Here is an 11884-nt window from a genome sequence, read left to right as displayed (position 1 = left end):
GAGGAAACCGCCGGACGGGCGTGGTCTGCTGACAGCATGCCGTCAGCAGGGACGTCATGCGTGGCGAAGCCACCGGCGAGCGCGTACGCGAAGGCGATGCGCGGGATGTCGCGCTCGCTGGACTGGACGTGGATGTCCATGGCGCGGCCGCCGCGCGCGCATTTGTTACACTGACCATTCGTTGCCGGCCCATTCGATGAAGACGCCCGAAGCCATCAAGGTCCTCTCCGCACTGGCTCAGGAATCGCGCCTGGCCATCTTCCGCCTGCTGATCGAGCAGGGGCCGGACGGCCTTCCCGTGGGCGCGATCGGCGAGCGTCTGGGCCTCGCGAACGCCACGCTTTCGTTTCACCTGAAAGAACTGCTTCACGCCGGGCTCGTGACGAGCCGGCAGTCCGGCCGGTTCATCTATTACGCGCCGGTGATCGCCGCGGTGGACGGGCTTGTCGCGTTCCTCACTGAGAACTGCTGCGCGGCGACTGGCGGCGACTGCCTGCCGGCAAAGCGCGGCGCGAAAGCCGCCGGTGAAACGCCGAAGAAGCGGCAGGCTGCCACGCGCTGATTCGTCAGCCGTTTCCGCGCGCCAGCGGCGAAGCGCCTTCGCCCTGTCCGATACGGACCAGCTCCTGCCGCATGGCAAGCGCATCGAGCCGTTCCGTCGGCAATGCGACGAGCGCGCCGACGCGTTGTCGCAGGAAACGTAGCGCCGTGACGAACGCACGCTTGCGATCGGCCGGCGAGCCTTCCACGGCGGACGGGTCCTCGATGCCCCAGTGCGCGGTCACAGGCTGACCCGGCCAGATCGGGCATGTTTCGCCCGCCGCGTTGTCGCAGACGGTGATCACGATGTCCATCGTCGGCGCGCCTTCCGCCTCGAAGACGTCCCAACTCTTGGACTCGAGCCCCGTCGTGGGGTAACCGAACTCGTCCAGCACCTCGATCGCCATCGGGTTGACCGACGTCCGGGGTGAGCTGCCCGCGGAGAACGCCCGAAAACGTCCGGCACCCTCCTTGCGCAGGATGCTTTCCGCAAGCACCGAACGCGCCGAATTGTGCGTACACAGGAACAGCACGTTCAACGCGCGCATGGTCATGGTCGTGCTCCGCAAACCGTCATGCACGACAAGGCTACTATATTTCCATAAATATCGATATGTGGATGTGTCAGCACCGCGGTGATGACCTGCGGAACGATGGCCGCTAGAGTCGAAGGTCGTGCTCAGGGGACGCTTTCATGCCACGGACCACCGTTATCGCCCTCGTCGTGCTTGCCGCCGCGTTCGTGGCCCATGCCGACGACGTTCCGCCGACTCACGAAAGTTTCTCGCTGGCGTCGGCATCGCCGGCCGAGACGCGGCGCATCAACGTCTACACACCGCCGGGTTACGCGACATCGGCCCGCCGGTTTCCCGTTCTGTACATGCTGGACGGCGGCCTGCAGGAGGACTTTCCGCATCTCGCGCGGGCGCTGGACGAAGGCATCCGGGCCGGCGAGATCCAGCCATTGATTCTGGTGGGTATCGAAAACACGGAGCGCCGGCGCGACATGACCGGTCCGACGGCCGTCGCCGATGACAGGAAGATCGCGCCCCGGGTGGGAGGTTCGGCGACGTTTCGTGCCTTCATCGCGAAGCAGCTCGTGCCCGAAATCCAGACGCGTTACCGGGCCGACGCACACCGTGGCGTCATCGGTGAGTCGCTCGCCGGCCTGTTCGCCATCGAGAGCCTGCTTCACGAGCCGGCCCTCTTCGATACGGTCATCGCCATCAGCCCGAGTCTCTGGTGGAACGATGCGAGCATCGTCCGCGATGCCCCGGCGCTGCTGCGGAGATTGCCGGCTACTTCGCGGCACCTCTTCCTCACATCGGCCGACGAGGAAAACATCGCACCGAACGTCGCGGCCTTCGATCGCGCGCTGCGCGCCGCTAAACCGCCAGGGCTGGTGTGGATGTACGTTCCGCGCCCGGAACAGCGGCACGACACCATCTATCGCGCGTCCGAGCGGGCGGCCTTGCGGTGGGCCTATCCGGCGTCTCGCGCCGGCGACGACGACCCGGCGCGATAGTTACCGGGTCGTCGCGGCCGTGGCGCGATGAAGGTTCACTTACCCTCGGGCACGAGGTTCGCGAGCTTGCCCTTCTTGTCGAACTCGCAGGTGAATTTCTTCTCGCCGTCGATGCCCGCGTTGGCGACACCGGCGATCGAGTAGCCCGAGTCCGCGGCTTCGAGCGGCTGCAGCTTGATGTAGTCGTTCTTGACGTCGAACTTCTTGCCCGCGGCGTCGAGGCACTTGTTCGTCAGCTTGCCCGGATCGGGGCGGTCGGAAGCGAAGGCGCCCGAGGCGAGGACGAGACCGAGCGAAGCGGCCATGAGCAGGGTGGGAGTACGCATGGATCTATCTCCGTACGAGGCACGAGGCCGGAATCAACGTCACCGGAGTCTGCCTTCCGATTCCTTGCGGCAGGATGAATCGTGCAAGCGGAATTCGTCTCGTCGTTGCGTGCGACTGCGCCGCGGCATCGGCGTCAGACGGTCGGCGTGGCACCGCCGTCGATGCGGAAGATCGTGCCTGTCATGAAGTCGTTGAGCGGACTGGCCAGCAGGCAGGCCGCGATCGCGATGTCTTCCGGCATGCCCAGGCGATCCACGGTCTGTCGCACCACGTTGCGTAGTACGTGCTGCTTGCCGACCTCGGGATCGTCGCTGCCCAACTGCTTCGCGGTCGTGGCGAACCAGTGATCGAGCTGCGGGGTATAGATGAGTCCCGGCATGATCGCGTTCGCCGTCACGCCGGTTCCGGCGAGCGATTTCGAAAGGCTGAGCGTGAGGTTGTTGAGCGCCGCCTTGGCGGCGCCGTAGGCGGGGAACTGCGCATGCGGGGAAATCGCGTTGCGCGACGAGATCTGGATGACGCGTCCCCATCCGCGCTCGCACATGGCGGGAACGAGGGCGCGCGTGAGGCGCACGGCGGCGAGGGTGTTCGCGTTGTAGTTCTCGGCCCACTCATCCACCGAGGCGCCGAACCAGTCGGCATGCGACGTGTCGGACGAGCCGCCGACGTTGTTGACGAGGATGTCGATCTGTCCGAAAGCGGCACGCGCCACATCGGCCACGCTTTCCGCCTGCGCGGCGATTGCCAGATCGCCGAGGGCCATGGATGCGCGGCCCCCCGCCGCCTCGATCGATTCCACGACGGCCGCTGCGCGGCCGGCGTCGCGACCGTGGACGACCACCGACACGCCTTCCGCGGCGAGCATCCGGGCGATCGCCGCGCCGATGCCGGAGGTGCTGCCCGTAACGAGTGCGGTTTTTCCGCTGAGACGAAGATCCACTGTAGCCACCCCATCATGATGTCTACACCAGTATACTTAGGCGGCAGCCCTTGTCTACACCTGTTTACTTAGGATCCCGCCATGACGTCCTCCGATGTTCCGAGAAAGCGCGACGCCGCGGCGACGCGGGCTTCGATCCTGGCCTCGGCGCGCCACGCGTTCGCGACCTTCGGCTACGACGGCGCGGGCGTTCGCGACATCGCGCAGCAGGTCGGCGTCACCGCGATGCTGGTCAACCGCTATTTCGGTTCGAAGGAGCAACTGTTCGCAGAGGTGGTGGCGACGACACTCGCCGAGCCGCAGATCCTGCGCGACGACGTGCTGGCTTCCAGGGAACGAGGCCGCGATCTCGCGAGTGCGTTGATCGAGCGGACAGCCGGCGACGTGTCCCGACTCGACGGCTTCCTCATCCTGCTCAAGTCGGCGTCGAACGAGCGCGCGGCGGCCATCTGTCGCGAGCAGGTGGAGGAGCACCACCAGCGCACCCTCGCCTCGTCTCTCGGGGGCGAGTCGGCCGAACTCCGCGCCGGCGTGGCGCTCGCGCTGATCGCGGGGTTCCAGTTCATGCGGCAGATGCTGGGCATGCAGGCGCTCGCCGAAGCGTCTCCCGAGGCCCTCGCGGCCATCCTCGCCCCGGCCTTCGACGCCATTCTGGCGCCGCGCTGACGATCACCAGTTGTTGTCGTCGGAGGAATCGTCGTCGCCGGACGAACCGTCGCCCCAGGAGCTATCGTCGTTGCCCATGTCGATGGGACGGTCGCGCAGGTCGTCGTAGGCCTGACCCGAGGGGTCGCGGTCGTCGCGGCTCACCGGTGTCACGTCGCGCGGCTCGGTGCTTTCGCCATGCGAGCGGAGCGCCTCGTCGAGCAGCATGCCCGCCGCGACGCCGCCCAGCCCGGCGGCGACCGCCGTGCCCACACCCGAGTGAGGTGCCTGCGGCTGCGGAGGCATGGGCGGATGAGGACTGTTCGACGTGTAGCCGGAGTACGGCGGCACGCCATCGGTGGGAGGCGTGCCGGCATACGGGCCCGGGACAGGCGTGGCATCGCGCTTCTTCCGCATCAGCAGGATGAGGGCGAGGATCACGACACCACCGATGACGAGGATCGTCGTGAAGTGCGACGAGCCGCCCGAGCCGGTCGCGGATCGCGCGTCATCCCCGAAACGAGCGGCGGTATCGCCGCGTGGTGCCTGCGTCGTGGACCCTAGCGCCGCGTCCAGCTCGCGCTGGAACGCCTGGAACTTCGCAGGGTCGGTGAATCGCGTGGAGGGATCGAGGGTGGCGGCCTTCGTCGCCTCGGCCTTCGCGTCGGCGATGTTGCCCCGGTGCGCCAGCACCTCCGCGAGCACGTAATGCGCCTTCGCGCTCTGCGGGTGCTCCGCCACCGCCTCGCGCAGCATCGCTTCCGCGCCGGCATAGTCGCCGCGGGCGATCAGCGCCTGGACGTCCTTGGGAGAATCCGCGGCATGTGCCAGCGACGCGCCCAACAAGAGGAGAAACAAAACCAGCCTGGCCATGACGGTGCCGCTCGATGAGGACTAGGACGACAGCATACGCCTCGTAATTTTCAACGGCCTTTCTTTTCGTTCGCACAGCCGAAACGTTCCACGCCGGCGGTTTCGTTCCACGATTAACTTCAATGCGGTTACGCCAAGAACGTCCGCGTTCTCGCAGGGAGAATCTCGTCACACCTTCTCCACGAGAACCCCGTCATGTCCGATAACGTCCTTTCCCGTTCCGCGTACAGCGCCGTCATCAATCTGCCCGTCGACAAGGTCGACATCGCCGAGTGGTTGTTCAGCTTGCCGAGCGATGAATACAAGCGTTGCTGCCCACCCGACCACATCGCCGCCGGCTCCACCTGGACCGACGACGGCCGCCGGATGTCTATCAACGTCGAGATGATCGGCAAGGGGCTCGTGATCCAGCAATACGTCGCCGAAGTCGCCGAACCGAATCACTGCCGGATGGTGTCGCTGTCCGACGTGTTCGCGCCGCAGGGCCGTAGCCGCGTGCAGGTGATCTGGGATTTGTCCGTCGAGGCCATCGACGAGACGAGCTGCAAGTACACGAACTCGGTCGTCTCGTCGGCGCCGCCGGAGTACGTGGCGTGGCTCGCCGAGAACGGCATGACGATCGAGCAGGCGGCTGCCGCGCGGCAGTCGGCATCGAGCGATCACAACAGCCGCGAGACGCCGCTCTTCGCCGCCAGTATCGAGCGCCGCGCACGCGCCAACGCGGGCAAGTGACCGGCACGACCGCCGCGAGGGATCGCGGCGGTCTCAGCCAGCCGGGCCTCGCACGCTGCGATACGCGCCTGGCGTGACGCCGGCGATCCGGAGGAACACGCGCGTGAAATGGCTCTGGTCCGCGAAGCCACACGCGGACGCTACATCGCTCAGTGCGTCCGTCGAGCCGGCGAGCCGTTGCATGGCGACCTGGACACGTCGCCGCTGCAGCCACCGGTGCGGCGGAAGGCCGGTGGAGACCTTGAACGCCTTGATGAAATAGCCGCTGGAAAGGCCGCAGGCGGCGGCGATGTCCGTGATGGAGAGCCGCCCCATGAGATCGTCGGCGAGCATCTCCGTCGCCATCCGGAGCTGCGCCGGCGCGAGGCCGCCGGCATGTCGCGTCGGCACCGGCGCGCTGGCGCCGTAGCGTGTCGCGAGATGGACAAGCAAGGCCATCTCCACGTGGTCGGTGAAGACGCGGCTGGCCTCCTGCGGGGCGAGGGTGGCAGAAAGCAGGGCGCTCGCGAGGTTCTCCACCACCGTGTCCCGGACGCTCACGCCCGGCGCGACGTCGAGCCGGTCGACGGGACGTCTGAGCTCGAGCGCCGTCGCGTCGAACGACGACAACGGAACATGGAAGTTCATGCAGTCGAACCGGCTGAGCAGGTTCGCCCGCCAGCGTTCGCGGTAATCGTAGACCGTGAACTCGCCCGCGCCGAACGTACGCGTCGGCACTCGACGTCCGTTCCGCCAGAGCTCGCCGCGATAGTCGGCGAGCTGGAGCGCGACGAGAAAAGCGCCTTCGAGCGCATGCGGATCGCTGGGACCATGCCCTTCGCGCGCGCACGTCAGCCGGCTCACGGTGAGCCCGCTGCGGTTCATCGCCGCGTATCGCAGTTCGGTGTCGTCGACGCGCAGGTAGCGCATCGAGCGATTGGTGGTCGCGGAGGCCATCGAAGCGTGTTTCGTTCCCGGATAGCAGGTATCCCAAAAAGGACCACACGGCGCCGTTCCTCGCAATCATCCGTAGGGATGGGCGCGGGTCGGCTCACTGGAAGACCGTGAGATCTTGCGGCAAGATGCCGGCTCCACAGGGGGAAAACATGGAAGAACTGCGAGGTGTCGCCGCACCCGGCCGCGTGGCCGTGGGCGTCTGGGGAAAGCCGTGCGCGATCGCACTGGCCGTGGCATTGGCGCTCGGCCTATCGGCCTGTGGCGGAGGCGGAGGAGGCGGCGGCGGGAACGTCCGGCCGACGCCGCCACCCGCAACGGGCGGCGGCGGTACCGCCCCGGCCCCCAACGGTAACTTCGACGTGGCCGCGAACGTATCGACGGTCGTGCCCGAGACCCTCGCCGGTGCGATCGATGTCGTGAAGACCGGCGCCGGCACGCTCACCCTGACGGGCTACAACACCTACGGCGGACGCACGCAGGTCAACGCCGGTGCCCTATACGTCAACGGCGACCAGACGGCGGCGAAGGGAGCGACCACGGTCGCCGCCGGCGCGACACTTGGCGGTAGCGGCATCCTCGGCGGCGATGTGACCGTCGCCGACGGCGCGACGCTGTCCCCGGGCGACCGGGGCAAGACCGGCGTGCTCACCCTCAACGGCAGCCTCCGCCTTTCGTCGGCCTCGATACTCGACTACGGTTTCCTGCAGGCCGCCGGCGGTGTCCAGTCGGGTGACCTGATCAACGTGCGGGGCGATCTCACCCTCGACGGCATCCTCCACGTCGACGTGGCACCGGGCGGCGACCTGGGCCCCGGCGTGCATCGCCTGTTCAACTACGGCGGCGTCTTGACCGACAACGGCCTGTCGCTGGGGAACATGCCGTCCACGGGCTGGTACGTGCAGACCGGCGTCGCGCATGAAGTGAACCTGATCGACACGCGTGGCATGCGATTCGGCTTCTGGGACGGCGCCGGAGCGAAGGGGAACAACGCCATCGACGGTGGCGACGGTACGTGGAGCGCGGATCCAGGGAACGATACGTGGACCGACGCCAGCGGCGCGGCGAACGCCGGATTCAGCGATGGATCGTTCGCCGTCTTCCAGGGACGTCCCGGCACTGTGAGCGTCGATGGCGGCAGCGGCCCGGTCAACGTGTCCGGCATGCAGTTCGCTGTCGGAGGGTACGCCGTGCGCGGAGGCCCGATCCATCTCGTGGGCGACGCGGCCAATCCGGCACGCTCCACCATCCGCGTGGGCGACGGTTCGATTCTCAGCGCTCATATGGTCGCGACCGTCGACAGCGTGCTCGATGGCGATGCCATGCTTGTAAAGACGGATCACGGCACGCTCGCCCTCGGGGCAAACAACACGTACCGCGGCGGAACGACCGTCGACGATGGCGTGCTACAGGTGGGGACCGGCGGCACGACGGGTTGGATCGTCGGCGACGTCACGAACAACAGCGTCTTCGCGTTCAACCGCAGTGACGATGTGACGTACGGCGGCGTGGTGAGCGGCAGCGGCACGCTCGTCCAGAGCGGCACCGGGCGGCTGACCCTCACCGGTGTCAATACGCATACGGGCGGGACGACGGTGCGCTACGGCATCCTCGAGGTGGCGCCGGGTGCGACGCTCGGGTCGGGCGACATCGTCGTGGATGTGAACGACCATCCTTACGATCCGGCCGCCACGCTAAGGGTCGACCACGGCGTGACCCTTCCTAACGCGGTCTGGTTGATGGGCCACGGGACGATCGATAACGCGGGCGTGCTGAGTGGTAATACCTTCGGCATGCGCGGCATGAGCGACGAGTTCTTCGACGGCGGGACGGTCTGGAACCACGACGGCGGCATCATCCGGGGCATCCAGTCCGGTGTCGGCTTCGGATCCGCCATGGGTACGGTCAGGAATGGTAGCGGTGGCCTGATCGAGGGTGGCGATGCGGCCGTCGACCTGCACGCCGGGGGCGCGATCTACAACGACGGCTCAGGTACCCGCATCGCGTCCGACACGGGCCTCGCGGCGCGAACGGCGTGGCAGTTCTCGTCGATCCGGAACACGGCTGGCGCCACGCTGTCGGGCCGATTCGGCGCCATCCAGATGCAGGCCGGTGGCAGCGTGGGCAACGACGGCATCGGTAGTTCGATCGTCGCATCGTCGGGTCGCGGTATCGAAGCGACAGGCGCGACCGCGTCGGTGAGCAACACCGGGGGTGCCCTGATCTCCAGCGCCGGCACCGCGATCTGGCTGCAGCGCGGCGGATCGGTCACCAATGGCGCGGGGTCGGTCATCGAGACCACCGGTACGCGGCGGGGCGACTGCAGCAATGCGGAATGCGCCATTTATGTCGCCACGGACGACGACGGCCTCGGACACCACACGGGCGGTGGCCTCACGCTCGTCAATGCGGGCAGCATCATCGGCGACGTGCAGATGTTCCGCACGGCGAGCAATAGCGTGACGCTGAGCGCGGGCAGCTCGATCCACGGCGATCTTCAGCTGGGTACGACCGCGTCGTCCCGGATGACCTTGGAAGGCGATGCGGGGACGGTGCAGTTGTATTCGCAGGCGGTCACCGGTCGCACGACATTCGACAACGGGTACCTGTGGAAGACCGGAAACGGCAGCTGGATCTTCGACAACGACGATCTCAGGCCCGGTAGCATGACGATCACGAGTGGCACCGTGCAGGTCGGCAACGGCGGGACGACTGGGTCCCTCGGTGCACCCTTCAGGGTCGACCTGTACAACGCGAGTCTCGTGTTCAACCGAAGCGACGACATCGCCTTCGACGGACTGCTTGTCGGAAGCCACACGCAGGGCCAGGTGGGCTACCTCGTGCAGGCGGGCACGGGCAAGCTGACATTGACCCAACCGGCGGACATCAGCTCCCTGCGCGTCAGGATCGAACGGGGTACGTTGCAGATCGACGACACCGGCTCGCTTCCGGGAAGCGATAACGGCAGCTTCTCCATGGCCAATGTCGAAAACGACGGCGCGCTGATCTACGACAGCCAGTGGAACATCTTCGCGGGCGCCACCTCGGGCACGGGCTCCGTGACGCAGAACGGTTCCGCGTCGCTGATCATGGATCTCCCGAACACGTACACCGGCGGGACCACGGTGAACAAAGGCAGATTGCAATCGTCTTACGCGCTGCCGGGCGACGCGGCGGTGAACGCATCCGGCACCGTGACGGGCATAGGACGCGGGTACTACGTGCCCGGCTTCCCCGGCGTGACCGGTAGCCTGTTCAACGCGGGCGTGGTTTCCGTGCGTGGTGGCGATACGAAGGTCGGTGGCGACTACGTTCAGTCACCCACGGCCACCATCGCGCTGGATCTGGGCAGCAAGGTCGCCGTCGACGGCATGGCGACGCTCGGCGGGGGCACGCTGAGGATCACCGGCGCCGACTCCGGCTACGTCGCCAACACGCATACCGACGTCCTCACCGCGAACGGTGGCGTTACCGGCGCCTTCGATCGGCTGGTCAAGGACACGGGCGTCGTCTTCACGGCGACCACCATCAACTACACGCCGAACAGCGTGTGGCTCGATACCACCGGCCTGGACGTGACGACCGCCGCGGCGGGCGACGGCGTGAGCTACACGGCGGCGTCGTTCCGCAGCGCGCAGCGCGTGCAGGCGGCATTCGACCAGATCGACGGCGAGATCGCGGCAAGCGGATCGCCATCGGCATCGAACGGTTCCCCCGCCGTCACGACCGCTTTCGTGCAGGCGGCTGGCGAGTTCCAGCAGGCGCCGTCGCTGCAGGCGGCACAGGCTTCCCTGCGGAGCCTTTCCGGCGAGCTCCATGCCGCCAGCGCGGCGATGACCTTCGAAAGCATCGACGCCTCGAACCGCGCCTTGTCGGATCGCCTCGACGCTCTGGCGGGCAAGAGCGACGGTTACGGCATGTGGACGCAGAGCCTCAACGTCGGCGGCGACATGGGGCGCACCGGTTACGACGGCATCGGCTTCCAGCTCAATGGCTGGCTGGTCGGCAGCGACAGCCCGATCGGCACTTCCGGCGTGGCGGGCTTCGCCTTCGGCCAGAGCACCGGGCGTCAGCAGCTCGATCGAAGCGCCGACCGGAATCGCAGCCGGAACACGGACGGCATGTTCTACGCCGGCTGGCTCGACGGCAACTGGTATGCGCATGGCCGCCTCGGCTTCGGGCGCTTTCACCAGGACGTCGATCGCCGGCTTCTGCTCGGCACCTCCGTACAGGGCGTTTCGACCAATTACAGCGGCAGCTACAGCGTGGCGTATGGTGAGACCGGGCTGCGCATGGGCTGGGCGGGGACACTCATCACCCCGTTCTTCAGCACGGAGTACGCCAGGATCGACCGCGACGGCTTCGCGGAGGACGGCGCCGGCGGATTCGGCCTGCGCGCCAATGCGCAGGTGATCGATCGCTGGCAGGCGGGCCTCGGGCTGCGCGCTTCGCGACAATGGAACTTCGCAGGCGGGCGCTCGGTGGCGGTGCGTGCGAGCGCGCAGTTCCAGCGCACACTCGCTTCGCAGGGTGACATCTTCGACGCCAGCTTCGTCGGACTGCATCAATGGCAGCCCCTTACCGGCGTGGGCCTGTCGCGCTATCGCGGCATTCTGAACGTCGGCATCGACGCGGCGCTATCCGAACGCACGTCGCTCACCTTCGGCTACGACTATCAGAAGGGCCAGCGCGACCAGGCACAAGGAGTCTCGGCCCGGATGCTGATGGCGTTCTGACGACGAGGCCACGGCATGCGGTACGTTCCGCTGGCGCGCCCCATGACCGTGAGTTAGGTTGCGGGAGTCACGCGTTCGATGAAGGAGTTAACGGTGCGGCCAGCGTTGGTGTCATGGGTAAGCCTCGGATTGTCGTCGATCGCGGTCTGCTTTTCGGCGGCCGCTTTCATCGCCACGCAGCGAGCCGATCGAACCCTGCACGCGAGGGGCATCGTTATCGACGATGCCGCCGGTATCCCCCGCGTGGTCATCGGGGCGCCCGTACCGGGACCGACGATCGACGGGAAGACGGGCACCCGGGCGGGTGACCTCTCGGGTATCGTCATCAACGGCCCGGACGGCACCGAGCGCGGGGGGTACGGCACCGTCGACCAGGGCGGTGAAGCCGTGCTGACGCTCGATTCCGCCAACGGAAAGGTGGAGCACTTCAAGGTCGTATCGAATGCCGGGTCCGGCGCAAGCCTGTTCATCGTCACGGGCGATGCGCGCAAGGCGCTCATGCTGAGCACCTACAGTGGAGAGCCCAGGATCTCGGAACTGTCGGATGACGGTGAAGTCGGGACCTACGAAGCAAAGCGCGCTCCCGCGTCATCTACTAAATAATTAGTTGACGCGGGAGGCCTTCGGGCGTAT

At 67.0% G+C, this 11884-nt stretch carries 11 protein-coding genes; 6 read left to right on the top strand and 5 right to left on the bottom strand.

Annotation, left to right across the window (positions count from 1 at the left end):
- Positions 1–196 precede the first annotated feature (196 nt).
- The gene (locus tag J2X58_RS13335; RefSeq protein WP_310048755.1) at positions 197–562 is read left to right on the top strand and encodes a metalloregulator ArsR/SmtB family transcription factor; all 366 of its coding nucleotides are present in this window, start codon (positions 197–199) and stop codon (positions 560–562) included.
- Between the two features lie 4 nt (positions 563–566).
- On the opposite strand, the gene J2X58_RS13330 is transcribed toward J2X58_RS13335, so the two are convergent.
- On the bottom strand, positions 567–1094 hold the full coding sequence (locus J2X58_RS13330) for an arsenate reductase ArsC (protein ID WP_310048754.1): 528 nt from the start codon (positions 1092–1094) through the stop codon (positions 567–569).
- A gap of 170 nt (positions 1095–1264) precedes the next feature.
- Between J2X58_RS13330 and J2X58_RS13325 the strand changes: the two genes are divergently transcribed.
- Positions 1265–2065, top strand: coding sequence for an alpha/beta hydrolase-fold protein (locus J2X58_RS13325; protein WP_310048753.1), 801 nt, complete (start codon positions 1265–1267; stop codon positions 2063–2065).
- 35 nt (positions 2066–2100) lie between these two features.
- On the opposite strand, the gene J2X58_RS13320 is transcribed toward J2X58_RS13325, so the two are convergent.
- Both J2X58_RS13320 and J2X58_RS13315 read right to left on the bottom strand, forming a co-directional pair.
- Positions 2101–2391, bottom strand: a complete 291-nt coding sequence (locus J2X58_RS13320) for a hypothetical protein (RefSeq protein ID WP_090058344.1) — start codon at positions 2389–2391, stop codon at positions 2101–2103.
- 134 nt (positions 2392–2525) lie between these two features.
- A complete protein-coding gene (locus J2X58_RS13315) occupies positions 2526–3332 on the bottom strand; it encodes an SDR family NAD(P)-dependent oxidoreductase (RefSeq protein ID WP_310048751.1) in 807 nt (268 codons plus the stop codon).
- Between the two features lie 81 nt (positions 3333–3413).
- Between J2X58_RS13315 and J2X58_RS13310 the strand changes: the two genes are divergently transcribed.
- Positions 3414–3998 (top strand): TetR family transcriptional regulator, encoded by a 585-nt coding sequence (locus J2X58_RS13310; protein WP_310048750.1) that lies wholly within the window; start codon positions 3414–3416, stop codon positions 3996–3998.
- A gap of 3 nt (positions 3999–4001) precedes the next feature.
- Here the strand turns inward: J2X58_RS13310 and J2X58_RS13305 are convergent, their stop codons facing one another.
- Positions 4002–4850 carry a tetratricopeptide repeat protein gene (locus J2X58_RS13305; protein ID WP_310048748.1) on the bottom strand — a complete coding sequence of 283 codons (849 nt, stop codon included), beginning with the start codon at positions 4848–4850 and terminating at the stop codon, positions 4002–4004.
- A gap of 195 nt (positions 4851–5045) precedes the next feature.
- On the opposite strand from J2X58_RS13305, the gene J2X58_RS13300 reads away from it, so the two are divergent.
- Entirely contained in the window at positions 5046–5582 is a 537-nt protein-coding gene (locus tag J2X58_RS13300; RefSeq protein ID WP_090174900.1) for a hypothetical protein, read from the top strand.
- 33 nt (positions 5583–5615) lie between these two features.
- Here the strand turns inward: J2X58_RS13300 and J2X58_RS13295 are convergent, their stop codons facing one another.
- Positions 5616–6518: an AraC family transcriptional regulator gene (locus J2X58_RS13295; RefSeq protein ID WP_310048745.1), complete on the bottom strand. Its 903-nt coding sequence runs from the start codon at positions 6516–6518 to the stop codon at positions 5616–5618.
- A 149-nt stretch (positions 6519–6667) separates the two neighbouring features.
- Here J2X58_RS13295 and J2X58_RS13290 point away from each other — a divergent pair, with 149 nt between their 5' ends.
- A complete protein-coding gene (locus J2X58_RS13290) occupies positions 6668–11251 on the top strand; it encodes an autotransporter domain-containing protein (RefSeq protein ID WP_310048744.1) in 4584 nt (1527 codons plus the stop codon).
- 78 nt (positions 11252–11329) lie between these two features.
- Positions 11330–11854 carry a hypothetical protein gene (locus J2X58_RS13285; RefSeq protein WP_310048742.1) on the top strand — a complete coding sequence of 175 codons (525 nt, stop codon included), beginning with the start codon at positions 11330–11332 and terminating at the stop codon, positions 11852–11854.
- Positions 11855–11884 lie beyond the last annotated feature (30 nt).

It is taken from the genome of Luteibacter sp. 3190, assembly GCF_031456385.1.
Taxonomy (GTDB): domain Bacteria; phylum Pseudomonadota; class Gammaproteobacteria; order Xanthomonadales; family Rhodanobacteraceae; genus Luteibacter.
The sequence above is the reverse complement of the archived record's forward strand: the minus strand, read 5'-3'. Positions and strand labels throughout refer to the sequence as shown.

Excerpts from the sequence above, each read along its gene's own strand:
- J2X58_RS13310 (WP_310048750.1), top strand. The coding sequence starts at position 3,414 with ATGACGTCCTCCGATGTTCCGAGAAAGCGCGACGCCGCGGCGACGCGG.
- J2X58_RS13295 (WP_310048745.1), bottom strand. The coding sequence starts at position 6,518 with ATGGCCTCCGCGACCACCAATCGCTCGATGCGCTACCTGCGCGTCGAC.
- J2X58_RS13330 (WP_310048754.1), bottom strand. The coding sequence starts at position 1,094 with ATGACCATGCGCGCGTTGAACGTGCTGTTCCTGTGTACGCACAATTCG.
- J2X58_RS13300 (WP_090174900.1), top strand. The coding sequence starts at position 5,046 with ATGTCCGATAACGTCCTTTCCCGTTCCGCGTACAGCGCCGTCATCAAT.
- J2X58_RS13335 (WP_310048755.1), top strand. The coding sequence starts at position 197 with ATGAAGACGCCCGAAGCCATCAAGGTCCTCTCCGCACTGGCTCAGGAA.
- J2X58_RS13305 (WP_310048748.1), bottom strand. The coding sequence starts at position 4,850 with ATGGCCAGGCTGGTTTTGTTTCTCCTCTTGTTGGGCGCGTCGCTGGCA.
- J2X58_RS13320 (WP_090058344.1), bottom strand. The coding sequence starts at position 2,391 with ATGCGTACTCCCACCCTGCTCATGGCCGCTTCGCTCGGTCTCGTCCTC.
- J2X58_RS13285 (WP_310048742.1), top strand. The coding sequence starts at position 11,330 with ATGAAGGAGTTAACGGTGCGGCCAGCGTTGGTGTCATGGGTAAGCCTC.
- J2X58_RS13290 (WP_310048744.1), top strand. The coding sequence starts at position 6,668 with ATGGAAGAACTGCGAGGTGTCGCCGCACCCGGCCGCGTGGCCGTGGGC.